Source organism: Posidoniimonas corsicana (assembly GCF_007859765.1).
Taxonomy (GTDB): domain Bacteria; phylum Planctomycetota; class Planctomycetia; order Pirellulales; family Lacipirellulaceae; genus Posidoniimonas; species Posidoniimonas corsicana.
Genome location: NZ_SIHJ01000001.1, coordinates 4,038,306 through 4,060,942, shown reverse-complemented (window position 1 = coordinate 4,060,942; position 22,637 = coordinate 4,038,306). Strand labels below are relative to the sequence as shown.

The following is a 22,637-nucleotide window of genomic DNA, read 5'->3' as shown; positions in this document are numbered from 1 at the left end:
ATGCTGAACCTCCTCCACAAGCTGACCCAGGGCTAACCACGCCCCCGGCACGCCCTGACGGGCAGGCTCCCGGCGCGCGGACTCTCCGCGCGCCGTTCCCACTCACCAGCAACGCGCTGGCCGCTGCGCGCCCGCGTCGTCCGCGTGAAGGTTCCCCATGCGCCCACACTCTTCGAACCAACTTCCGATCCGCCGGCAGTCGTTCGGTCGACTGGCCTCCGACCTTCGCGCCCGCACGCTCCGGATGAGTGATGGCCGGGTCGTGCTGGTCCGTGGACAGCCGGACCCCCACCGCCTGCTCGACAACCTGGCCCACGCGGGCGTTATGAAGTCCGACAAGCTAGCACCGCGGCAGCTCGGCTTCACCGAGGATCTGACCGAACCGCTCACCGCCGGGCTGCTTGCCCGCGTCGCGCACCGGGTGCGGCGACGGGAACGCTGGGCCGAGCGGCAGCGCCACGGCGTCTCCCGCCGACAGGCCGCCGAGCTGCGCCGCGTCCGGCGGAGGCTCGACTACTTGTACGGGCTCTACAACCAACCCACGACCAGCGAGGACGGGTTTGGACTGCTAATCGATGAGGAGCAGCAAGCGGAGCTCGACGCGCTCGCCCGCTCGGCAGGCTGCCATCAGCTAGGCGACGCGGAGCTGCCAGGGTTCACCCGGATCGTCTTCTGGCTGAGCGGCCGGTCGGCGGCCGAGCGGTTCATGCAGGCCTACCGGCGGCTGCCGCCGACCAGCCGAGAGTCGCGTGCCCGGGACCAGCTCCGCAGCACGCTCGCGCAACTTCAGGTGTGGCGGCGCCGGTTGGCGGTCGAGCCGCTCCGCGGCATCCGCATGGAGATCGAGGAGTGGGCCCGCCGGCTGCCGGCGGACCTGGCGATGCGCGCCGGTCTGCTGGGCAAGAAGTTCCGCCGGTCGCTCCCTTCGCGATTGCAGGCCCAGGTGGAAGCGTGCCGGCAGGCGGTGAACGAATGCAGCGACGGCTGCCGGTCAACGCAGCTTGCCGCGGTCGCCGCCCTGGTCGCCTGCGACCAGCACGCCGAGCCAGACGCGTTGGCCGCCGAGTGGGGCGCAAGCGTCAACGGCCACTGGGTGCAACGGTCGGCAGCTATGTTGCTCGACGAGCTGCCCAAGCCTGGTTTCGGCCGCCTGGTCGACTTCCTCGGAGGGCACAGCGGAACCTCCTGCTGGCACTACGAGTCGATCCGCACGCAGCTCGCCCGCGGCGAACGAGTAGAGGACGTCCGCTGGGCGCTCGATCACAGCCTTGGCGATCGGGTCGGCGACGCGGGCCTGCGGACCAGGTGGTTCCGGCGGCTGGTCGAGGACGCCGAGTCAGCGGGCTTGGAGATGATGTCGAAGGTCGACCTGTTCGCGGACGCCTGCCAGCATCGGCGCGCACGGAGCGTCATCCGGGGCTACGTCGACTGGGTCAACCGACTGCCCGCCGACGCCCGGTCGCCGCGCGTTTTGCGTCAGCTGAAGTCCACCCTCGCGGGCCCGATGTTGTGGGCGGTTGACCAACCCGAGACGCTCGCAGCGGTAGAGGATTGGCTGCAGACGGCCGCGGTCCCGCGCGGCGCGAGCGTCGACGATCTTGGTGTCTGGCATTGCTTGGCCGACGCATGTGGCGCCGGGCACGCGCGTACCGCGGTCGAGGCTGGCAGGGACGCGTCCGCGCGGGAGCTTGCCTACCTGCATTCCCTCGCCGCGTCCGGCCGAGCGTCCCAGCCACAGCTCGTCCGACTCGAGAAACTAGCCCGTCGACATCACGCCGCCGCCCGACTGCCGGAGCGGGGGGCGAAGGCCGTCTGCCGTGCGGCGGTCTCGACCGCCAATCAGGCGTTGCTGCGAGGGCTCCGCGATGCGAGCGAAAGATTGCTAGGGGCCGAACTCGCGGAACTGATCAAGGACGAGCCGCTGTCACGCTGCCGGGAGTTTACGAGCTGGAGATCGGACATGGACGCCAACCAGCGGAGGCTGCTGCAGGAGGTGCTCGCCAAGCACGCCCGGCACGGCCCGGGTTACAAGCTTCACCTTGATTGCAACCAGGCGTGGATCCGCGCCGCGCGGGCGGACGGCGTGCGGGTTCGTCGGTGGCTCCGGCCGCCCGGCGCTACGTTTGGGCATTCGGCCGGCTGGGCCCGGGTCGCTGTGGCCAACGGTCTGCTCGATGTACTGCTCATGGGGACGCGGTTCCAGACCTGCCTCAGTCTGGACGGCTGCAATAACCTCGCGGTGCTCACCAACGCCGCCCACGCCAACAAGCAAGTGGTCTACGCCTACGACGAGCACGGGCGGCCGATCGCCCGCAAGCTGCTGGCCATCAGCAAGCAGGGTACGTTGCTGGGCTACGAGTGCTTTGTGATGGGCGTAGGTGAGATCCAGAGTGACGAGGTGATGGCCGCGGTGGAGGATTACTGCATCCAGCTAGCCCACGCGGCCAACGTAACGCCCGCCGACCGCGGCGAGCCGGCCAGCCTTAGCGGCTGCTTCTGGTATGACGACCTTCCCGTGCCCTGGACCCGCTTGCTGCCAAGCGACCCGAGCCTGCTGGGGAGGGCGTGCGGGTACGCCGGTGGGCCCGCACCGGTTGCCGCCCAGTAACGCGGTTTACTGCCCGCGGGCGGCGGGCGCTACCAGCGTCGCGATGAGCGCTCGGTGATCCGACGCGACCGCTTCGTTCAGCACTTCAAAGCGTTCCACCCGCCAGCCGCTTGCCTTGGGCAGCAGCACGTAATCGATCTGCTTGGTCGGTTCGTCGACGGGGAACGTGAGGGCAGGGGAGTCGTTCGCAGAACGCCAGTGCTTCTTGAGCTCATCCAAGGTCGGGCTATCGGGCGTCGCGTTGAGGTCGCCGACCAGCAGCGTCAGTTCGTCGCCTCCGCCGGTCAGCATCCGGTTGGTCATCCTGGCCGATTCGACGCGCTCCTTACTGCCCGGGCGGTAGTCGAAGTGCGTGGCGAGCAGCCGGACCTGTGGGAATCCCTTGGGAGTCTGGGGCCAGACCTCCAGCACGCCGCGCTGCTCGCCGTCGTAGTGGCTGGGCAGTTTGTGGTTCTCGTGCCGCGCCACCGGCCACCGCGACAGCACCGCGTTGCCGTACCGACCGCCCTGGTACGGGATGTTGTCGCCGAAGATGGCGTGCATACCGGTGAGGCGGGCGAGCGTCTTCGGCTGGTCGACACGGTCGGTCCGCGCGGCGCCTGCGTCGACCTCCTGCAGCGCGACCAGGTCGGGCGACGCGGCACGGATCACTGCGGCGATCCGCTCCAAGTCCAACCGGCCATCGACGCCCACGCCGTGGTGGATGTTGAAGCTCATCACCCGCAGCGTCGGCCCGTCTGCCGAGGCGGTTGTCGCCCAGGCCAACAGGCACAGCCACCAGGGAAGCACAGGGAGGAGTCGATAAGCCATCATCGGCAGCGCGGCAGGCGGGAAAGCGGGGTGGAAGCGGGAGTATAGTCGCGCCGCCGGGCGGCGGCAAAGTTCGCCGTCGGCGGTCGATGGCGGCCGCGGGCCTGGTGCGGGCACCCGACGCTGCAGGGTGACTGTGCGCTCCAAGCGCACTGCGGAAACAGGGTTTGCGCAAAGTTGGCGCCACGCGTGCGCGACGCTTTCGTTGCCCGGCGCCCGGGTTTTGAATAGCCTCAAAGAGTCGCTCCTGCTGCTACTCCCTCCCTCCCCGAGCGGCCTGTCTCGGAAGCCGCATGCCCCTGCCCGTGTCAAAATACGTAAGCCGCGTCGCCCTACTGAGCCTTGCGGCCACCCTCTTGTCGCCTCTGCCCCAGGCACACGCCCAGCAGCGCTCGCTGGGGCTGGATGTCTCGTCGTGGCAGACGGAGATCTCGGCCAACTCGTGGAGCGAGATCCACAACACCAACAACCGCGACTTCGTCTTCATCCGTTCGAGCCGCGGCGGGACCACCGGCTTCTACAACCAGAACGACCCCGGCAACAACCTGAACCGCAACACGCAGTCGCAGCGGTACGACGACCCCTACTTTGTGCAGAACATCACCCGCGCTACCAACGCCGGGCTGCTGGCAGGGCCGTACCACTTCGCCCGGCCGGACATCATAGAGAGCACGCAGAACTCGGGCGGCGTCGCGAACACGGGCGTGGATGAGGCGGACCACTTCATCGAGATGGCCGGCGCGTGGATGCGGCCGGGCTACCTGCTGCCCGTGTTCGACCTCGAGGCGGGGCAGGCGCAGCACACCCGCGACGAGCTGGCGCAGTTCTCGATCGACTTCTCCGATCGGGTCTACGAGGTGATGGGGGTCCGCCCGGTTATCTACACCAACGGCAACTACGCCAACTACCTGCAGGGCGCCTCGCCGGCCCTGCAGGACGAGGTGGTCGCGGCCTACCCCGTTCTGTGGGCCGCGCGGTGGCCCAACCAGGACAACCCCGACGCCATCCCGGTGCAGACCGGTCACCCGGCCGACACCTACGGCCCGATCTACGGACCGTGGGACGACGCGCCCAACCCGGAGCACCCGTGGGGCTTCTGGCAGTACGCCAGCACCGGCCGGTTGAGCGGGTACAACAACGGCAACAGCAACCTCGACCTGAACGTGGCTCAGGGCGGTATCGAGTTCCTGAAGGACCAGCTCGTGCCCGCGCTGTGGACCGGCGGCGAGACCGGCGAGTGGACCACGCTCGATAACTGGAACAGCGGCCAGGCGCCGATCGCCCCGGTGCAAGGGCGACGCCAGGACCCGCGCGTCGGTCCGCTGACGCTCCCCGCCGTGCGGCTGCCAGCGGGCGACGACACCGTCGTCATCGACCGCGACGCCGGCGACCTGACGGTGACCCACTCGTCGGGCGCCCACAGCATCCGCAAGCTGGTCGTCCAGCAGACGCTCGACATCACCGGCGGGTCGCTTGCCGTGAACCACACACCGTCGAGCGACTCGCCCGGCCCCAGCGTCGCGGTTACCGGGGCGTTGTCGGTGACCGGCGGGGCGTTAGGCGCTCACACCATCGCCGTCGATGCGGGCCAGCAGCTCACGCTAGCCGGCGAGCTGGCGTTCACCTCGCTGCAGCTCGCCGGCGCACGAAGAACGCCCGGGGAGCTCTCGATCGTGGGCGACATCGTGATCGGCCCGCACGGCAGCCAGGAGGCCGTGATCCAGACCGCCGGTGACGAGACCGCCGACGGCCGGATCGACCTGGGCGGGCAGGACTACCTGTGGGACGTCGCGGACGGGGCGGCCGCCACGGACGTACGGGTGCTGGTCGAGATGATCAACGGCTCGTTCGCCAAGTCCGGGCTGGGCACGCTTGCGCTGGGGCAGGCCACCGCCTACGCCGGCGACCTCGATGTGCAGCAAGGCGAGTTGTTACTCGACGGACTGCGGCTCAACGACGCGGCCAATGTGGCGCTGGCGAGTGGCGCCCTGTTGACGCTTGACTGGACCGGGACGCCCGACGCCATCGGCATGCTGACGCTGGACGGCGCCTCGATGCCCGCGGGCGTGTACGGCGGCGTGGGCTCCGGCGCCCAGTTCGAAACCCCGCTGCTGGCCGGCAGCGGTATGCTTGAGGTCACGGCCGTTCAGCTCGTCGGCGACTACAACGCGGACGGCGTCGTCGACGCGGCCGACTACGCTGTCTGGCGCGACAACCTGGGGTCAGAGTTCATACTTCCCAACCGCGACCCGGCCAGCACCGGCGCCGTCAGCCAACAGGACTACGTCGCCTGGCGCAACAACTTCGGCGCAACTTCGGCGAGCGCGTCGTCGTCGGCGGCCCCAGAGCCTGCCGCCCTGACCGGGCTGGCAGTCATGGCGGCGGGTATCACCATCGCCCGCCGTCGGGCTAGTCGGCCGGCGGCTTTTTGACGCCCATCGCCGCCAGGCGGGAGTTGAGCGTCGTGGGGCGGACGCCCAGCAGCTCCGCGGCGCCGCCCGGCCCGTAGACCTTGCCCCGCGTGGCGGCGAGCGCGCGTTGCAGGTTCTGCTTCTCCATCTCCCGGAACTGCTGATCCGTGAGCACCTCCGGCGCCGCGGCTACGGGCGGGCTGGCGTTGGCGCCACTGGGCTCACCCAGGCTCACCCGCAGCGGGCCCCCCTGGCACAGGATCACCGCCCGCTCGATGACGTGCTGCAGCTCGCGGATGTTGCCCGGCCAGTCGTACTGAGCAAGCTGCCGCGCCAACGCCTTGGTCAAACGCGGCGCGGCGACCCCGATCCTGCGCGCCGAGGCCGCCAGGAAGTGTTCCGCGAGCAGCGGGATGTCCTCGCGCCGATCCCGCAGCGGCGGTAGTTCGATGGGAAACACGCTCAGCCGGTAGAAGAGGTCCTCACGGAACCGGCCGCGTCGCGACTCGTCGCGCAGGTCGCGGTTGGTGGCCGCGATCACGCGGACGTCCACGCGGCGGGTCTGCTCCTCACCCACCCGCTCGATCTCCCCCTCCTGCAGCACGCGGAGCAGCTTGCTCTGCAGGTCGATCGGGACCTCGCCCACCTCGTCCAGGAAAAGCGTGCCGCCGTCGGCCAGCTCGAACCGCCCCACCCGGTCGCGCAGCGCGCCGGTGAACGCCCCCTTGGCGTGGCCGAAGAACTCGCTCTCGAACAGCTCGCGCGGCACCGCCGCGCAGTTCACCTTGATCAACGGCCGCCCCGCCCGGGCGCTGTGCCGGTGCAGCTCACGCGCGACCAGCTCCTTGCCGGCGCCGCTCTCGCCGAGGATCAGCACGGTCGAGTCGGTCTTGGCCACCAGCTCGATCTGCCGGCCCACGTTGCGCAGCGCCGGGCTGGTCCCCAGCATCTCGCCGAAGCCCTGCTCGACCGTGACCTCCTGCTGCAGGTACTCGTTCTCCTCCTCGAGACGCCGCCTGAGCAGCTGCAGCTCGTCCCACGCGTGCGAGTGCGCGATGGACGCGGCGGCGTGGTCCGCTATCATCCTCATCCAGTCCAGGCACTCGTCGCTGATCCGCACGCGGCTGAACACCCCGAGCACGCCCAGCACCATCCCGTGGTGGCTCAGCGGCTGGCCCGCGAAGCCGATGACCCCCTCGGAACGAACCCACTCTGGATCAGCGATCCAGTCGGGCATGTCGGCCAGGTCCGGCGCCTCGATCGGGTCGCCGGTCATAGCGATCCGACCGACCTTCCGCACGCCGACCGGGAACCTGCGAAAGCGGCCGTCCAGCCGGCTCAGGTCCCGGTCCGGATCAACAACGGAGCGGCCGCTGCTCGCTGCTAGGTGCAGGCAACGGGAACGGTCGGGGCATTCTTCTCGGAACAGACAGGCGTCGCAGATGTCGCCCGGCCTGAGCAGCCAGACACGCACCAACGCCACGGTGTCGGAGTCGCCGATCCGGGTGACCAGCAGGTCGAGCAGCGACGGCAGGTCCCGCTGCTGGGCCAGATCGAGCAGCAGCCGCTTCGGATCCTCGAAGACGGGCGTGTGGGCAGGCATGGCGTCCATGCCACGAGTTTAACGAACTTCCGTTGGCGTCCAGCGAGATATCGTTAAAAAACGAAATGTCGTTGATTGTACTGTTGGGCTATTGCGGCTGTAAGTGGTTTCATTTAAACGGCTTAAGGGAATGTTCGGCGACTGGCACGGTTGGTGCAAAGGGGTGCGTCGAGCGAGCGGCTGGCTCGCCGAACCCCTCACTCCTGCACAAGGATCCCACCATGCCCCGCATCTCCACCGTCGCCTTGGACGCCGCCAACCCTCAGCAGACCAAGCTGTTCGCGGCGGTCAAAAACAAGCTCGGCCGCGTGCCCAACCTGCTGCTCAGCCTGGGCAAGTCGCCCGCGGCGTTGAAGGGCTACCTCGACTTCTCCGACGCGTTGGCGTCGGGTGAGGCGCTGACTGCAGAGCAGCGCGAGATCGTCGCGCTGGCCGTGGCCGAGGCCAACGGCTGCGAGTACTGCCTGGCGGCCCACTCGGCGATCGGCAAGTCGGTCGGCCTGTCGGCCGACGCGATCGCCGCCGCCCGCCGGGCCGGAGGAGACGACCCCGCCAACCGCGCTGTCGCGCGTTTCGCTCAGGCGATCGTCCAGACCCGCGGCCGCGTTGACGACGCGTCGCTCGACGCGTTCCGCGCCGCCGGCTTCGACGACGCGGCCGTGGCCGAGGTGGTGGCGCACGTCTCGCTCAACGTGCTGACCAACTACTTCAACAACCTGGCCCACACCGAGGTCGACTTCCCCGCCGCCGAGCCGCTGGACGGCCACGCGTCGGACGGCGCCGCGTGCTCCACCGGCTGCAGCGTCGCCTAGCTGGTCCCTGCCCGGGTCGCCAGCGCCGGCGACCCGGGCTACTTTTTCACCGCCAATTGAGAGCAGAGATGCCGACCTCAACAGCCAGCCCGCAAGTGGGCAAGATCGTCCCGCCGTTCACCCAGCAAACCGCCCTGGCCAAAGTCCGCGCGGCCGAAGACGCGTGGAACTCCCGCGACCCAGAACGCGTCGCGCTGGCCTACAGCGAGGACTCCACCTGGCGCAACCGCGACCAGTTCGTGCAGGGCCGCGCCCAGATCCGCGAGTTCCTCGCCGGCAAGTGGCGGAAGGAACTCGACTACCGGCTGATGAAGGACCTGTGGGCGTTCGAGGCGAACCGGATCGCGGTGCGATTCCAGTACGAGTACCACGACCGCCGGGGCGACTGGTGGCGGGCCTACGGCAACGAGCTGTGGGAGTTCGACGCCGACGGCCTGATGCGCCGCCGCGAGGCGAGCATCAACGACCTGCCGATCACCGAGGAGGAAAGGAAGTTCCGCTGGCCGCTAGGGGCGCCACGGCCCGCCGAGCCGGCGATGGTGCTGTGCGTCAGGTGACGCAGGCTGTTAACCAATCGCTATACGGGAACAGATTGGGCCAAGTCGGGTTGTAGAGGCCTACAGCAGGTGCTTTGAATGAGTTCAATGCCACCCGTCATATAGAGAGCGGTCTGCTGCGACCTTCAGTGAAGCTCTACGGCTTCCACAAAGGAGCATACGAAGCTAAGGTTCTTCACAGCGCAAGAACAAGCCCGTGTCCCCAATGGGGGCACGGGCTTATTGGCTTTGTATGAGCTAATTAGCGGCGTCGGATCGTGGCCAGGCCCACAACTCCGCTGAGTCCGGCCCAGACGATTACGCTGACCGGCTCTGGAACGTCACCCTGCCCGCCGCCAGGAACTACAGGTGGGGGGCGAAACTCCAGCTTGTCGCTACCTGCTCCGTCGTAGTTGGCATCACCGTCCACCTGCTGGAACCTCGTAGCGGCTTGCAGTAGGTATTCCGAATCTAGCGGGTCGAAGAAGGCCGCCTTGAAGTCGGCGGCCATCGATGTAGCGTCGCCCCCAGTGAAGCTAAAGCTCACCGTGTCACTTCCCCCTTCTGGCATCGCCGCGTTCGCGTTGCCGCCGTTGTAATTGGAGTTGTCTGCCGCGGCCAAGTCGAGGGTGCTGAATGGTTGTGCGTCAGCGTTCTCTATTAGAGTGTCGAGGTAGGTCCCTCCGGCGAATGATCCATCAACATAGCTGTACGCCGACACAATATCGAAGCCGAACCCAGTCAGCATGCTAGTGGTCGCTCCCGACCCAAATGGAGTTAGCGTTCCGGTCGTGTTGGTGATGAAGAGGTTCAGTAGGGTGGTGTTAGCGTCAACGAAGACGAACTCAAAGCCCACCGAGGCCGATGCGCCGGTAGCCGGAGTGTTTGAAGAAACCGAGGTTGAATCAAAATTGAGCGTAAACTCAACCGCTCCCTGCCCGACGCTAGCAAAGCTAGTCATGCAAATGACGATCGCACTCAGCCCGACGACGAAAGCTCTAAGTTGCACGTTCATGCCGTCCCTCAATTCATTCTTTAAGCGTCACCAACATGCGACTCCAGTCGGCACCCTGGAATTGGATGCCCGGCGGAGGGATGTGCGACTGCGGACGGCATCATATCGTGCGGCTGGCCGTTGTGTCAATCAAATGCATAGCATTTTCGCCGTCCAAGTCGGACTCAATCGATACAGCCAACCCCCCAAATGGGTGCGTGAAGCCCGCAGAACCCCCGATCTTCCTTGACGCTGCGACCAAAAAAGTCGACGCTCACCCCTCAAATTGACGTACGCTTTCCATTGGGCAGCCTCCGGTGGGAACGTCGATTCCCACACCTTTTCATCGCTCGTTGACCCCCCGTTTAGCGGGGCAGCGGGCAGGTCGGAACTGAGGAGAGAGTCATGCCGCTGCCAAGCAGTCCCAGCTACCGCTCTGCGCGGGCGCTGCGTCCGTCGTTCGAGCCCCTCGAGAACCGCCTGGTTCTGTTCGCCGCCACCGGCTACGAGTGGGCGGACCCCAGCGTCTCGTTCAGCTATATCCCTGAGGGGGCAACCGCTGAAGGCTACACGAACACGCTGTTCAGCAAGCTGGACGGCATCGCGCCGACCGAGGTCTGGCAGCGCGAGTTCGCTCGGGCGCTGCAGACGTGGGCCAATGTTTCGAACCTGAACTTCCACGAGGTGGCCGATAACGGCGACCCGAGCGGCAGCTCGGGCGTGGTGCAGGACAACGGGCGGTTCGGCGACATCCGCCTGGGCGCCCACGCCCTCGACGGCCCGCTGGCCTACGCCTACTACCCGGTCAGCTACAACGACCTGGGCGGCGACATTTTTATCGACCCCAAGTTCAACTACCAGGTTGGCTCCGGGTACGACCTCTACTCCGTGCTGCTCCACGAGGCGGGCCACTCCATCGGCCTGGGGCACTCCGGCGGATCGGTGATGAACTCCTCCTACCAGGGAATCCTCACCGGTCTGACGGCCGACGACATCGCCGGCGTGCAGTCGATCTACGGCGCCCGCAGCGAGGACGCGTTTGATGCCGCCGCTAGCAACAACTCGCGCCAATCGGCTTCGGCGTTGCAGCTCGGCGCGGACGGCTCGCTGTCGGTCGACGCGGACCTGACCTCTATGGCGGACGTGGACTTCTACCAGATCGTCGCGCCCGACGGGGGGGATGGGACCCTCAGCGTGTCGGTCGACGCCAGCGGGTTGAGCCTGCTCGCCCCGCGCGTAAACGTGTACGACGCCAGCGGCGCGCTAGTCGGATCGGCAGACGTGGGCGGCGCCTACGGCACGACCGCCGAACTGGTGATTACTGGCGTGGCGGCGGGCGATGTGTACTACGTGATGGCAGACGGCGCGACGACCGACGAGTTCGGGATGGGCGCCTACCATCTGGCGGTCGACTTCGGCGGAGGCGGTAGCGGCGGAGGCGGTGGGGGCGACCCCACCCCCGATCCCGACCCCACGCCAGACCCGCCCTCGGCGCCATCGGCGGACCGCTACGAGGCGAACGACTCGCTCGCCCAGGCGACCAGCCTCGGCCGCTTCAACAGCAAGACCATCACCGACGCCACGCTGCACTCGACCTCGGACGTCGACTTCTACAGCTTCACCGCCCGCAAGGGTGGCACGTTCCAAGTCACGGCCCAGATGGACAGCGGCGCCGACGTCACCCTCAAGGTGTACGACGCGTCCGGTTCGGTGGTGGCGACTTCGACCAGCGGATCGGTGAGCGTTGACCTTGCGTCCGGCGTAGCGGCGTACGCCAGCGTCGAGAGCCCCAGCGGCGTCCAGGACCAGTACGACTTGGTCTTCGAGAAGATCGGCGGTGGCGGCGGGGGCGGGGGAGGCAAGGGTGGTCCCAAGGGCGGTAAAGGAGGCCCGCTGAAGCCCGACATGTACTTTGCTGACGAGGCATCGCGCGACCTGGTCGAGAAGATTCACCAGCACCACGAGGAAGACGGCCCGGCCGAGCAGATCACCGCCATCGCCGACGCGGCCCTAACGACAGCCACCCAGCAAGGCCCCCACCGCGCGCCGGTGCAAGTGGCCGCCACGCCAGCGCGGGCAAGCCGAGTCGACGCCGCCCTGATGCAACTCCTCGATTCCATCGGCGAGAGATCCTCCGCCGACCCGTGGTTCGACGCGGACGAGGAATTCGGCGTGGAGCCCGATGAGAGCGGGCCTAGCACGGATGAAGCGGAGTTTGAATCCGCGTCCGCGCATCGCTCGGTGCGGTCTGACGCGGCAGTCGGACGCGCGTAGTTGCGTCGCCGACCTGGGGGCGCGCCCGCTTTGCTTGACCGACATTCCGGTCGCCTTTCGGCGAGGACGGTGGGCGCAAAGAAAACGGGCTCGCAAAACGCAAGCCCGTTGAGACAGAGTCGGGGCGACACGATTCGAACGTGCGACCTACTGCTCCCAAAGCAGTCGCGCTACCAGGCTGCGCCACGCCCCGTGGCTGGGGCCGGTGGGCCCTCGCCAGACTCGACATCCTAACCCGGCCGGCGGTTCGCGGCAACGGACCGGCTAGCCGGCGGCCACGAACCCGCCGTCCTGATAGCCGTCGTGCGGCTGCTCGAAACCAGGCTGGATCGCGGCCGGCTCGCCGCCCGCCGGCTGCTCGATCGGCTGCTGGGCGGACTGGCCGGTGAGGTGCTGGCGAAGCCGCTCGAACTCGTCGGCGTCCTTGAACTGGATGGTGATCTTGCCCTTGCCCTTCGCGTTGCGCGAAAGCGAGACCTTCGTCCCCAACGCGGTCTGCAGCTCCTGTTCGAGCGAGGCGAGCTGGTCGTTGCGGGCGGCGCCCGGCTTGCGGCTGACGCCGTCCTCGCCGACGACGCGGAGCTGCTCGTCGTCGCCGCGGTTGGCCTCCTGGATGGCCTGCTCGGTCGCGCGGACCGACAGCCCGTCGCGCTTGATCCGCTTGGCCATGTCGATCTGCTGGTCGAACTCGCCCAGCGGCAGCAGCGCCCGGGCGTGGCCCTGGGTGAGCTCGCCGGCGGTGATCATCTGCTTGACCTGCTCGGGCAGCTCCAGCAGGCGGATCAGGTTGGCGATGGTCGAGCGGTCGATGTGGATCCGCTTGGCCAACTCGTCCTGCGTGCAGTTGTAGTCCTGCAGGTACTTGTGGAAGCTGGCGGCTTTTTCGAGCGGGCCGAGGTCCTTCCGCTGCACGTTTTCGACGATGGCGATCTCCGCCATCTGCTGGTCGGTGACCTCTTTGAGCTGCACCGGCACCCGCTGCCAGCTAGCGGCCTGGGCCGCCCGCAGTCGGCGCTCGCCGGCGATCAGCTCGAAGCGGTCCTCGACGCGGCGCACCACCAGCGGCTGCAGCACGCCGTGCTCGCGGATGCTGTCCGCCAGGTCGGCGATCTCGACCTCGTCGAAGTGCTTGCGCGGCTGGTGCGGGTTGGGCTTGATCACGCCCAGCTCCAGCCACAGCTGGCCGGACTCGTCGCGGTTCATGATGGCCGGGTCCTCGCCCTCGGGCGCGGCGGCGACCGGCGCGGGCGGTTCGGCCGGCGATGGCTGTCCGGATGGCTGCTCGTCGAGCGAGCGTCCCAGCAAGGCTTCCAGTCCCCGACCCAAACGGCGTTGTTGATTAGACACGTCCTAGCACCTCCTGGCATAGCTCTATGTAGGCCCTCGCTCCGCGGGAGCGGGGGGCGTAGTCCATAATGCATTGGCCGTGGCTGGGCGCCTCGGCCAGGGCGACATCGCGGGGCGCCACGGTGTGGAACACGATGTCGCCGAAAAAGTCGCGGACCTCACGCTCAACCTCGCCGGTGAGGTCTAGCGAGTCGTCGTACTTGGTCAGCAAGATCCCGCCGAACTGTAATCGGCTATTCGTTCTCTGCATCACCCGTTTGATGAGATCAATCATTTGAGTCAGCCCCTCCATCGCAAAGTACTCACATTCCAATGGCATGATCACCTCGTCCGCCATGGCGAGGGCAGTCTGGGTGAGAGCGCCGAGCGAAGGGGGGCAATCTACGAGCACCGCGTCGTACACGCTGAGGCTGGCGGTCAGGTGGTCGGCGACCAGCCGGGACTGGCTGTCGTCGGCGTTAGCCAGCGCGTCGGCGTCCTGGAAGCTGCGACTGCCGGGCAGCACCTCGAGGTCGGGGATCTCGGTCGGCGCGACCGAGTCGGCGATGGGCGTTTTCTCGACCAGCGGGTGCCGCGGCGAGGGCGTGCGGCCCAGCGCGCTGGTGGCGTTGCACTGGGGGTCGAGGTCGACCAGCAGCGTGCGGAGCCCGGCCTTGGCGCAGCCGGCCGCCAGGTTGACGGCGGTGGTCGTCTTGCCGACGCCGCCCTTCTGGTTTGCGATGCAGTGGACGCGGCCCATCTCGGTTGGTGGCTGGTGGTTGGTGGTTGGAAGAAGCGGAAGCTTCATCAAGCCCACCCCGCCAGGGGTGGGGCCGCGTTTGGTTCCGGTCTCAACCCCGGCGGCGCGGGCCGATCGGGGGAAGCAGCTGCCGCCGGTTCGTATCGCGCGGCGGGGGATTGTAGAATCGGGGGGCCGGCGGCGGAACGGCAATCGTTCCGGGGTTTTCGGCGTACAGGCGGTGGTGATAGCAATGGATGAACCAGAACCGGCCCCCGCCGAGGCGTCCGACGAGATTGTCGCCCGGTTGGCCCACGTTCGCGCGGAGCGGCCTGAGGGAGACATGGCGCAAAGTTCGCCGACACCGTTTCATCACCCTGAGTGGAACTCGGTGTGGATCGGGGTCGCCGTAGCGGCCAGCGTCTATCCTGGTATTGCCATATTGGTATCGATGGGGATTGGCGCTGCGGTATCAGTCGTTCATGCCGAGCTACCCGCGTCAAGCGAGTTGCTCGAAATGATTCTGGTCGCGGGCACAGTCACCATTGTGGGCGGCGCCAGCGCGGCATGCCTGGCTGCCATCATCTGTGTTCCAGCGATGTTCTTGGTTTGGGGCGCAATCCGTCTGTTGCGTGTCGGGGCGACTTGGACAACAGTCGGAGCGATCTCTGGCGGAGCGGTTGGTTTTGCCGGTTGGCTTCCGGTCAGCTACCACACCTGCCAATTAGTGCTATTGGAGTTAGTGGACGGGACTTGGGCGGATTGGCTCCCACGGCGAATACTTCTTATCCTGCTCGGCCCAGTTCTGGCGACCCTCATCGGGCAGGTCGGCGGCGCTTACGGCGGCTTGGTGCTGCAGCGGGCAGGGTTCAGCTTCTGCCCTCGGGATTTAAATGAACGTCCCGGGCGGGTCTCATTCAGCATCGGCCAGCTGTTCAGCCTTACGCTGGTCCTAAGCCTCGCGCTCACGGCGCTGCGCATGGTGGGGCTGCTGAACGCCGCCATGCTGTTGGCCCTGGCGTGTTGGCTCGGGCTGCAGGTCGCGCTGCGCCGCCCGGCGATCTGGATCGCGGAGCGGGTGATGCGCTTCCTCCGCCGGCCGAAGCCCCGCGGGTACCTGATCGCTTCGGGCAAGCCGGCCGAAAGCGAAGGTGCCGTGCGATGACGTCGGATCAGGAACGCCCCGCTGGCGAGGCCGGAAGCCATGGCGGGCCAGCACCGACGCCAGAGCCCGGTGGGCTGCGTCCAGCGAACCCACCCGACGAGCCGTGGCCGGCGATAGGCGTCGGCATCGCAGTGTCGGCCGGACTGTATCCGTGCGTGGCGTTGGTCCCCGCGATAGGCGTTGCTTCACTTGGGATGCTGATCACCGGCGATGCGCCGGGGTCGCTCGCCCTTCTCGAGCGGCTGGCGGCATCCATCGCGATGACGGTTGTTGTGGGGATGATCCTCATCTTTGTGACGGCCGTGGTTTGTGTTCCCGTGCTATTCGTCATCTGGTCCATGGTCCGGTTGCTGGGCCTGCATTTGACCTGGCCGGCCGCGGGCGCGTTCGGCGGCAGCGCGGTGGCCTTCGCGTACTTCGCTCCGATCTGCTACCTCGGCCTGCAGGATCTGCACTGGCAGCTAGGCGGGATGGTTCAGCCCGTCGAGTTCGTCATGCTGGTTGTCGTCGTGGCGATTGGTCCTCTGCTGGCGGTCTTTGTCGGGCAGGTCGGCGGCGCCTACGGCGGAGTTGGGATCGAGCAGCAGCGCGAGTCCCTCGGGCTGCCGGGCGCCGTGCAGTATGAGGGCCGAATGGCGTTCAGCATCCGGCAGCTGCTGGGGCTGACGGTCGTGGTCAGCCTGCTGCTGGCCGCGCTGCGTCTGGCGGGGCTGCTGAACTCAGCGACGTTCTTCCTCGTCGGTTGCTGGCTGGTGTGGCACGTTGTCTCGCGGCGTTTGGCCATCGCGCTCGCGCGGCGGCTGCGGAGAAACCGGCCGGGCCGTGGGCTGCTCACAATGCCGGCAACGCCCACCAGCGGGGCCCCTGAACCGCCGGTGGCGGGAGGATCCTAGACCGCCATGGGCAGGCTTGCCAAACGATTCATCCGCCCGATTCCGCTCCCGCAGGCCCCGCCTGCCTTAGAGGATGAAGGTGAGCCAGGACCACCCGGCATGCCGGCGCGGCTGGCGTTCTACGCGGACACGCGGCAGGGGCCGTGGACCTACCTAGCCTGCTACCTCGCGCTGGGCGGTGGCGTCTACACAATCCTAGCGGGCGGGTCGGCAGTCGTTTGGCGGACGACCTTGCACGCATGGAACGGTTCTGAGTGGCAGTGGTTGATCGAGCAGGTGTTGATGCAGACCGCCGCGCTGGCGTTTGGCGCCATCCTGGCGGCGGTGGGCGTGGGCCTAGTCTCTCTGGTGGTCCTGTTCTGCCTGTGGAGCGTCGTCCGGTTCTCGCGGTGGCGGATCAACTGGGAGATCCTCGGCTGCTTCGCCGGGGCGTTGGTCGCGCTCGTGCTCAACCTGCCAACTGAGTGGATCGTGTTTCGCGACAGCGACCCCGCTACGATTGCTTGGGCCCTCTGTGGCGGGCTGCTGCTGGCTACCTTCTGTCTGCAGGTGGCGGGCGCCTACGCGGGGATTTCTAACCAGCGCGATGCCGACCGTAGGTTGCAACGCCGGGCGTCGGCGGGGACGGGGTTGTCGTTCTCGGTCGGGCAGCTGCTCGTGCTGACGGCGGTGGTGAGCGTGCCGCTGGGGCTATTGCGGGCAGTCGGGCTGCTGAGCGGCGGCCTGCTCGCGCTGATGGGCGTGTGGGTGGTGTGGCAGGCAATCAGCCAGTACCCGGCGCGAGGGATCGCCCGGTGGCGGCACAACGTGCGGGCCAAGCACTTTCACGATACGCTAGACCGGATGGCGGCCGCGCGTCGGGACGCCGCCGCAGCGCCGGCCGAGTGACGCCCGCGCCGCTTGCCTGTTTCACGTGAAACCAGCAACCGTCAGATGAGCTACGAGCAGCCCCGTCCCTCGATTCGACGCCTTGCGCTGCTGGAGCGGCGGCCGCGCCGGCTGCAGGACGTGAACTGGCGGGAGATCCACTCGGCGATCGCGTTCGCGGGCGCCGCGTACGTGCCGGTCGCCGTGGCGGCCCGGCTGTGGGGCGGGCGGTTCGGGCGGACGCCGCTGGGCTGGCTCGACCCGCAGACCGCGTGGGGCGAGGCGCTGGCCGTGGTTGGCCTGGCGGGGCTGGGCTACTTCTGGTTCCTGATCGTCGGCGCGCTGGTGCTGGCCGCCGTGGCGGCGGTGTTCGCGCTGTCCGGCACGCCGGTGCGGCAGGACTGGCTGGCCGGGTTCATCGCCGGCGGCGCCGCGGTGACCGGCGTGCTGCCGATCTGCGGCGGGGTCGTGGCTGAGCCGGCAGACTTCTTCTGGGGGCCGGTGGCCGCGGTGATGATCATCCAGCCGGCGGCCACGTACGTCGCGACCCGCGAGCTGAAGAGCTACGTCCGGGGCGCGTTCTGGTCCGCCGACTCGCAGATCATCGCCTCGCGGCGGTCGATGAACCTGCAGATCAGCCTGGCGGCCATGTTCGGCGTCACGGCGGTGGCCAGCTTCGTGATGGGGCTGCTGCGGCTCAGCGGGCTGCTCGACGTGCCCGCGGCACGGCTGTTGCTAGGCGGGCTGTTGGCGGAGGTGCTGCTGCTCCCGCTGAGCGTGTGGGCTTCGCACAGGCTGCTGGAGCGGCGGTTCCCGATGCCGGCGGCGAGGGCCGAGCGCAGCGTGGAGGAGGAACCGGCCTCGCCGTTCGACTGAGCCACCGCCCTTGGGGCGACACTTAGGCGTGCTGCTTCCGCAGGGGAGGCTGGGGGCTGGCAGCCGGAAGGCTAGACTCAAGCGGCGAGGTGCCAGCGCAGCGTGGCCCGACTACCGCTTGCCTGTTTCACGTGAAACACCCAGCACGCGCGCACGGAGTTTCCTGCGTGAGCGTTTCACGTGAAACAGTCGCCCGGCGGGGCGCCCGGCTATTCCAGCGGGTTGAACACCAGGCCGCTGAGCACCTTGGGGTAGAAGTAGGTGCTCTTGGCGGGCATCCGTTCGCCGTGGTTGCTGATCAGGCGGATGTGCTCCAGGGTGGCAGGCATGACGATGGCCGCCAGGTTGAAGGCCCCGCCGGTGCCGACCTGGCCGGTCAGGTCGCGGCCGGTGTCGTCGCCCTTGGAGAGGCCGTCGATGACCTCCTCGATGGAGCGGACGTACTTGGGCGCGGCCGAGCTGGGGGCGTCCAGCAGGTTCTCGACGATCAGCCGGTGCAGCAGGCTGACGCCCAGCCCCTGCCAGTCGGCGCTATGCTCCGACGCGATCTGGGCCATCCGCTCACGGCCCTTCTCGGTCACGCGGACCATGGTCCACTGCTGGTCCTTGGCGGTGTAGAGGGCCAGCGTGCCCTGCTCCTGCTCGGCGTCGATCATGCCCCAGACGGCCGCCGCCTCCTCGGGGCCGCTGCCGCCGAATTCGTGGTCGAACGAGTCGCCCAGCTTCTCGACGAGCTCCACGGAGTCCATCTCGGGCATGTTGCGGAACAGGCGGTGGGTCGGCAGCACGAGCATGCCGGGGTCGCTCATCGACACGCACATCATCAGCACGTAGTTGGCCGGGTGGTCGTCCGGCAGGGCCGCGCCGCCGTTCTCCGCGGCGTAGGCCTGGGCGACCTCGTCGCGGTAGTTGCAGGCGGTCTCGTAGCGGTGGTGGCCGTCGGCGATGTAGGTCGGCTTGCCGCCCATCACACCCTGCAGTTGGGAGATGACCGCCACGTCCGTGACCGGCCAGATCCGGTTGACCACGCCCAGGTGGTCGGTCGCCTCGAGCGGGGTGGCCGTGGCGATCGCGCCCTCCAGGATCTGCTGGGCCGCGTTCTCCTCATCGGGGAACAGGCCGAAGATCTGGCTCATGTTGGTCTTGCAGGCCTTCCACAGCTTGAGCCGGTCGGCCTTGGCGCCGCCGTGGGTCTCCTCGTGGGGGTGGATGTCCCCCTCGCCGAACCGCTCCAGCCGCACACGGCACATGAAGCCCCGGCGGGTGTACTCGATGCCCCCCTCCTCGTACGTCTGGTGGTAGACGTACACGGCCGGGTCGCCCTCAGTGAACAGCACCTGGTCCCGCTGCCAGTCCTTCAGCAGCTTGGCCGCCCGCGTGTAGCGGTTGTTGGCGTCGTCGTCGGTGTCCTCGTCCTTGTTCAGGATCAGCCGCACGCAGTTGTTGGGGTGCTTGTCGTACAGCTCCTGCTGCAGCTCGGGGCCGATGACGTCGTACGGCGGGGCGACCACGTTCGATAGGCCGCCTACGTGGCCAAGGTCATAGCGGACGCCGCGGAAGGCTTCGATCTGGGGCATGGTGTCGGGGCGGGAAGGAGGGAACGCGTGAGGGGGTACCGAGCAAGCAGGGCAGTTTAATGCACGCCCCCAGCCGCTGGAACCCGGCCGCCGGGTGGGCGCCGGGCCGCCGAGGCCCGGCGCCACGTGGCGCCGGGCGGGGCGCCCGCACTACACTGAGGGGAGTCCCTTCTCCTCGGCCCGAGAGCGCCCTTCCGCATGTTCACGCTGGCTGTCGCTGCTGCGTCCTTCTTCGCGTTTATTGCCGCCTATCACACCTACGGCCGCTGGATCGGGCAGAGGGTGTTCCGCCTGGACGCCAAGGCGGTGGCGCCCAGCCATGCGCTGCGGGACGACGTCGATTTTGTCCCTACCCGCCGGGGCGTGATCTTCGGCCACCACTTCACCAGCATCGCGGGGACCGGGCCGATCGTGGGGCCGGCGATCGCCGTGTTCTGGGGCTGGCTGCCGGCGCTGCTGTGGGTGGTGCTGGGGTCGATCTTCGTCGGCGCCGTGCACGACTTTGGCTCGCTGGTGCTGAGCCTCCGCAACCGGGGCCAGACGATTGGCGAGGTCGCCGGCCGGCTGATCTCGCCGCGTGCGAAGCTGCTGTTCCTCTTAGTGTTGTTCTTCGCGCTGATGGTCGTGCTGGCGATCTTCGGGCTGGTGATCGCGCTGATCTTCGACTACTACCCCGAGTCGGTGCTGAGCGTCTGGACCGCGATGCCGCTGGCGGTGGTGGTTGGCCTGTTGGTGTACCGGCGGGGCGTGGGGCTGCTGTGGCCGTCGATCGCCGCGCTGGCGATCCTTTACGGCACGGTGGCGATTGGCGCCTACGCGCCCGAGCTGGGGCTCAGCTTCAAGCTGCCGGCCGTTGAGGCCCTGGGAGCCTACGGCAAGCCAGTGATCATCTGGACGGCGTTGCTGCTGGCCTACTGCTTCCTGGCGAGTGTGCTCCCGGTGTGGCTGCTGCTGCAGCCGCGGGACTATATCAACAGCCACCAGCTCATGGTGGCGTTGGTGCTGCTGGTCGGCGGGTTGGCGGCCGCGGGCCTGACCGGCAAGGCGAGCCTGTCGGCCGCGCCGATGGTCGCCACCGAGATCCCCGACGACGCGCCGCCCATCTTCCCTTTCTTGTTCATCACCATCGCGTGCGGGGCGTGCAGCGGCTTCCACTGCCTGGTCGCGAGTGGGACCACCAGCAAGCAGATCGACACCGAGCCCGACGCGCGGATGGTAGGCTACGGCGGCATGCTGCTGGAGGGGGCGCTGGCCGTGGTGGTGATCCTGGCCTGCTGCGCCGGGCTCGGTATGGGCGTCACGACGCCCGAGGGGGAAACCCTCACCGGCGCCGCGGCCTGGCGTCACAGCTACGATGCGCGGATCACGCCGGTGCTCGACGAGCAGGGTGAGCCGGTCGTTCAGAACGGGAAGGCGCTCACAAAGGGGGGCTGGGGCAACCACAAGCTGCGGCAGATGGTGGGCGGGTTCGTGGAAGGCGGCGCCAATTTCGTCAGCACACTGGGAGTCCCCAAGCGGATGAGCGTGGCGATCATCGCCGTGCTGGTGGCCTGCTTCGCCGCCACCACGCTGGACACCGCCACACGGCTGCAGCGATACGTGATCCAGGAGTTGGGGCAGACGCTGTACGTGGCGCCGCTGACCAACAAGTACGTCGCGACCGGCGTTGCGGTGGTGACCGGCGGCGCGGTCGCGCTGACCGACGGCGGCGCCGGACCGGGCTCTGGGGGGCTGATCCTGTGGCCGTTGTTCGGCGCCACCAACCAGCTGCTCGCGGGCCTGGCGCTGCTGGTGATTGTGTTCTACCTGCTGCGGCGGGGCCTGCCGGTGTGGTTCGCGGCCGCGCCGATGATGCTGATGCTCGTGGTCCCGGGCCTGGCGATGGTGGAGAACATCACCACCGACTTCTACCCGAACGGCAAGCGGCTGCTGCTCGGCTTCGGCGTGGTGATCCTCTTGCTGCAGGCGTGGATGGTGGTCGAGGCGCTGCTGGTGCTGCCCCGCGCGCGGGGCGTGCTGGAGGACGCCGCGGCGGACGCCCCCCGCGTTGCGGGCGGTTAGGCCGCGCCCTCCTCGGGCGGCTTGCTGGCGTGCTGCTGGGCGTCGCGTCGGGGGTCGGCCGCGGCGCCGACGACCTGGATCGCCTTGCGTCCCTTGAACGCGCCGGCCGTGGCCTCGAACTTCCGGCGGCCCTCGACCAGCACGCTGAGCGGCTCGCGCACGTCCTTCTCGGTGGCGATGATGTCCCCCACCCGCAGCCCGATAAAGTCGGCCGTGCTGATGTTGGTGTCCGCCAGCTCGACGACCACCTCCACCGCGGCCGACTGCACCTGCAGCCCCAGGTTGTTGATCGCCTCGGGCGTGGCGGGCTTGCTGGAGTAGGTCACCCAGCTGTTGGCGCTGAGCTCCTGACCGATCCGCTCGATCGAGTTGAACGGGATGCACAGGTTGACCATGCCGCGGATCTCGCCGAGCGTTAGCTCGAAGCTGATCAGCACCACCACCTCGTTCGGCGGGACGATCTGCACCAGCTGCGGGTTGCTCTCTACGCGCTCGACGCTCAGGTCCAGCTCGATCACGTTCTCCCACGCCTGCTTCATCTCGTTGAGGAACAGGCTGGTGATGCGTCCCACCAGCAGCAGCTCGATCTCGGTGAGCGGGCGCCGGGCGGGGGGCGAGGAGTCGCTGCCGCCGCCCAGCAGGCGGTCGATGATCGGGAACAGCAGCGACGGGTTGATGTCCAGGATCAGCTGCCCCTCGAGCGGCGCGGCGTTGATCAGGTTGAAGCAGGTCGGGTTCTCCAGGCTGAAGATGAACTCGCTGTACGTCAGCTGGTCGACGCTCGTGAGCTTCACCTCGACGATGGTCCGCAGCAACGCCGAGAGCGCGGCGCCGTAGTTGCGCCCGAAGCCCTCGTGCATCGTCTGCAGCGCCCGCATCTGGTCCTTGCCGACGCGTTCCGGGCGCTTGAAGTCGTAGGGGGTGACCTTCTCGCGGGCGCGCTGGGGCGACGCCGGCATGCCGGCGAACGACGGCGCGGCCTTGGGCGCGGTGAGCGTCGGCGCGGGCGCGGCGGGGTCGCCGTCCAGCGAGTTGAGCAGGTTTTCAACTTCCGCTTGGCTGAGCACGTCGCCCATTGTCGCGTC

17 protein-coding genes and 1 tRNA gene are annotated in these 22,637 nt (G+C 68.1%); 10 read left to right on the top strand and 8 right to left on the bottom strand.

Annotated elements, in window-relative coordinates; all coding sequences use genetic code 11:
- Positions 1–157: 157 nt before the first annotated feature.
- Complete coding sequence (locus tag KOR34_RS15630) at positions 158–2,608, top strand: hypothetical protein (RefSeq protein WP_146565560.1); 2,451 nt, start codon at positions 158–160, stop codon at positions 2,606–2,608.
- 6 nt (positions 2,609–2,614) lie between these two features.
- Here KOR34_RS15630 and KOR34_RS15625 read toward each other — a convergent pair whose 3' ends face one another.
- Positions 2,615–3,418, bottom strand: coding sequence for an endonuclease/exonuclease/phosphatase family protein (locus KOR34_RS15625; protein ID WP_146565558.1), 804 nt, complete (start codon positions 3,416–3,418; stop codon positions 2,615–2,617).
- Positions 3,419–3,711: 293 nt separating this feature from the next.
- Between KOR34_RS15625 and KOR34_RS15620 the strand changes: the two genes are divergently transcribed.
- Entirely contained in the window at positions 3,712–5,850 is a 2,139-nt protein-coding gene (locus KOR34_RS15620; RefSeq protein WP_146565556.1) for a glycoside hydrolase family 25 protein, read from the top strand.
- On the opposite strand, the gene KOR34_RS15615 is transcribed toward KOR34_RS15620, so the two are convergent.
- Positions 5,828–7,432 (bottom strand): sigma-54-dependent Fis family transcriptional regulator, encoded by a 1,605-nt coding sequence (locus tag KOR34_RS15615; RefSeq protein WP_146565554.1) that lies wholly within the window; start codon positions 7,430–7,432, stop codon positions 5,828–5,830. The two genes, KOR34_RS15620 and KOR34_RS15615, sit on opposite strands and share 23 nt — an antisense overlap.
- 221 nt (positions 7,433–7,653) lie before the next feature.
- On the opposite strand from KOR34_RS15615, the gene KOR34_RS15610 reads away from it, so the two are divergent.
- Both KOR34_RS15610 and KOR34_RS15605 read left to right on the top strand, forming a co-directional pair.
- Positions 7,654–8,244: a carboxymuconolactone decarboxylase family protein gene (locus KOR34_RS15610; RefSeq protein ID WP_146565552.1), complete on the top strand. Its 591-nt coding sequence runs from the start codon at positions 7,654–7,656 to the stop codon at positions 8,242–8,244.
- A gap of 68 nt (positions 8,245–8,312) precedes the next feature.
- Positions 8,313–8,801 carry a nuclear transport factor 2 family protein gene (locus tag KOR34_RS15605; protein WP_146565550.1) on the top strand — a complete coding sequence of 163 codons (489 nt, stop codon included), beginning with the start codon at positions 8,313–8,315 and terminating at the stop codon, positions 8,799–8,801.
- A 241-nt stretch (positions 8,802–9,042) separates the two neighbouring features.
- On the opposite strand, the gene KOR34_RS15600 is transcribed toward KOR34_RS15605, so the two are convergent.
- Positions 9,043–9,795, bottom strand: coding sequence for a hypothetical protein (locus KOR34_RS15600; RefSeq protein WP_146565548.1), 753 nt, complete (start codon positions 9,793–9,795; stop codon positions 9,043–9,045).
- 384 nt (positions 9,796–10,179) lie between these two features.
- Here KOR34_RS15600 and KOR34_RS15595 point away from each other — a divergent pair, with 384 nt between their 5' ends.
- The gene (locus KOR34_RS15595) at positions 10,180–12,048 is read left to right on the top strand and encodes a matrixin family metalloprotease (RefSeq protein ID WP_146565546.1); all 1,869 of its coding nucleotides are present in this window, start codon (positions 10,180–10,182) and stop codon (positions 12,046–12,048) included.
- 119 nt (positions 12,049–12,167) lie between these two features.
- Here the strand turns inward: KOR34_RS15595 and KOR34_RS15590 are convergent.
- The 3 genes from KOR34_RS15590 to KOR34_RS15580 all read right to left on the bottom strand — a co-directional run bounded on the left by KOR34_RS15590 (position 12,168) and on the right by KOR34_RS15580 (position 14,182).
- Positions 12,168–12,241: transfer RNA gene (locus tag KOR34_RS15590), tRNA-Pro, on the bottom strand.
- A gap of 71 nt (positions 12,242–12,312) precedes the next feature.
- Positions 12,313–13,374, bottom strand: coding sequence for a ParB/RepB/Spo0J family partition protein (locus KOR34_RS15585; protein WP_228714629.1), 1,062 nt, complete (start codon positions 13,372–13,374; stop codon positions 12,313–12,315).
- Between the two features lie 13 nt (positions 13,375–13,387).
- The gene (locus KOR34_RS15580; RefSeq protein ID WP_315852856.1) at positions 13,388–14,182 is read right to left on the bottom strand and encodes a ParA family protein; all 795 of its coding nucleotides are present in this window, start codon (positions 14,180–14,182) and stop codon (positions 13,388–13,390) included.
- Positions 14,183–14,366: 184 nt separating this feature from the next.
- Here KOR34_RS15580 and KOR34_RS15575 point away from each other — a divergent pair, with 184 nt between their 5' ends.
- The 4 genes from KOR34_RS15575 to KOR34_RS15560 all read left to right on the top strand — a co-directional run bounded on the left by KOR34_RS15575 (position 14,367) and on the right by KOR34_RS15560 (position 17,914).
- Positions 14,367–15,278 (top strand): hypothetical protein, encoded by a 912-nt coding sequence (locus KOR34_RS15575; RefSeq protein ID WP_146565542.1) that lies wholly within the window; start codon positions 14,367–14,369, stop codon positions 15,276–15,278.
- On the top strand, positions 15,275–16,171 hold the full coding sequence (locus KOR34_RS15570; protein ID WP_146565540.1) for a hypothetical protein: 897 nt from the start codon (positions 15,275–15,277) through the stop codon (positions 16,169–16,171). The genes KOR34_RS15575 and KOR34_RS15570 overlap by 4 nt, the downstream gene beginning before the upstream one ends.
- Positions 16,172–16,270: 99 nt before the next feature.
- On the top strand, positions 16,271–17,059 hold the full coding sequence (locus KOR34_RS15565; protein WP_146565538.1) for a hypothetical protein: 789 nt from the start codon (positions 16,271–16,273) through the stop codon (positions 17,057–17,059).
- Positions 17,060–17,104: 45 nt separating this feature from the next.
- Positions 17,105–17,914 carry a hypothetical protein gene (locus tag KOR34_RS15560; protein ID WP_146565536.1) on the top strand — a complete coding sequence of 270 codons (810 nt, stop codon included), beginning with the start codon at positions 17,105–17,107 and terminating at the stop codon, positions 17,912–17,914.
- A gap of 209 nt (positions 17,915–18,123) precedes the next feature.
- Here KOR34_RS15560 and KOR34_RS15555 read toward each other — a convergent pair whose 3' ends face one another.
- On the bottom strand, positions 18,124–19,491 hold the full coding sequence (locus KOR34_RS15555; RefSeq protein ID WP_146565534.1) for a DUF1015 domain-containing protein: 1,368 nt from the start codon (positions 19,489–19,491) through the stop codon (positions 18,124–18,126).
- A gap of 198 nt (positions 19,492–19,689) precedes the next feature.
- Here KOR34_RS15555 and KOR34_RS15550 point away from each other — a divergent pair, with 198 nt between their 5' ends.
- Complete coding sequence (locus tag KOR34_RS15550; RefSeq protein ID WP_146565532.1) at positions 19,690–21,552, top strand: carbon starvation CstA family protein; 1,863 nt, start codon at positions 19,690–19,692, stop codon at positions 21,550–21,552.
- Here KOR34_RS15550 and fliM read toward each other — a convergent pair.
- Positions 21,549–22,628: a flagellar motor switch protein FliM gene (gene fliM, locus KOR34_RS15545; protein WP_146565530.1), complete on the bottom strand. Its 1,080-nt coding sequence runs from the start codon at positions 22,626–22,628 to the stop codon at positions 21,549–21,551. The two genes, KOR34_RS15550 and fliM, sit on opposite strands and share 4 nt — an antisense overlap.
- Positions 22,629–22,637 lie beyond the last annotated feature (9 nt).

Excerpts from the sequence above, each read along its gene's own strand:
- KOR34_RS15620 (WP_146565556.1), top strand. The coding sequence starts at position 3,712 with ATGCCCCTGCCCGTGTCAAAATACGTAAGCCGCGTCGCCCTACTGAGC.
- KOR34_RS15555 (WP_146565534.1), bottom strand. The coding sequence starts at position 19,491 with ATGCCCCAGATCGAAGCCTTCCGCGGCGTCCGCTATGACCTTGGCCAC.
- KOR34_RS15595 (WP_146565546.1), top strand. The coding sequence starts at position 10,180 with ATGCCGCTGCCAAGCAGTCCCAGCTACCGCTCTGCGCGGGCGCTGCGT.
- KOR34_RS15630 (WP_146565560.1), top strand. The coding sequence starts at position 158 with ATGCGCCCACACTCTTCGAACCAACTTCCGATCCGCCGGCAGTCGTTC.
- KOR34_RS15605 (WP_146565550.1), top strand. The coding sequence starts at position 8,313 with ATGCCGACCTCAACAGCCAGCCCGCAAGTGGGCAAGATCGTCCCGCCG.
- KOR34_RS15615 (WP_146565554.1), bottom strand. The coding sequence starts at position 7,432 with ATGCCTGCCCACACGCCCGTCTTCGAGGATCCGAAGCGGCTGCTGCTC.
- KOR34_RS15565 (WP_146565538.1), top strand. The coding sequence starts at position 16,271 with ATGCCGGCGCGGCTGGCGTTCTACGCGGACACGCGGCAGGGGCCGTGG.
- fliM (WP_146565530.1), bottom strand. The coding sequence starts at position 22,628 with ATGGGCGACGTGCTCAGCCAAGCGGAAGTTGAAAACCTGCTCAACTCG.
- KOR34_RS15600 (WP_146565548.1), bottom strand. The coding sequence starts at position 9,795 with ATGAACGTGCAACTTAGAGCTTTCGTCGTCGGGCTGAGTGCGATCGTC.
- KOR34_RS15610 (WP_146565552.1), top strand. The coding sequence starts at position 7,654 with ATGCCCCGCATCTCCACCGTCGCCTTGGACGCCGCCAACCCTCAGCAG.
- KOR34_RS15625 (WP_146565558.1), bottom strand. The coding sequence starts at position 3,418 with ATGGCTTATCGACTCCTCCCTGTGCTTCCCTGGTGGCTGTGCCTGTTG.
- KOR34_RS15560 (WP_146565536.1), top strand. The coding sequence starts at position 17,105 with ATGAGCTACGAGCAGCCCCGTCCCTCGATTCGACGCCTTGCGCTGCTG.
- KOR34_RS15580 (WP_315852856.1), bottom strand. The coding sequence starts at position 14,182 with ATGAAGCTTCCGCTTCTTCCAACCACCAACCACCAGCCACCAACCGAG.
- KOR34_RS15575 (WP_146565542.1), top strand. The coding sequence starts at position 14,367 with ATGGATGAACCAGAACCGGCCCCCGCCGAGGCGTCCGACGAGATTGTC.
- KOR34_RS15550 (WP_146565532.1), top strand. The coding sequence starts at position 19,690 with ATGTTCACGCTGGCTGTCGCTGCTGCGTCCTTCTTCGCGTTTATTGCC.
- KOR34_RS15570 (WP_146565540.1), top strand. The coding sequence starts at position 15,275 with ATGACGTCGGATCAGGAACGCCCCGCTGGCGAGGCCGGAAGCCATGGC.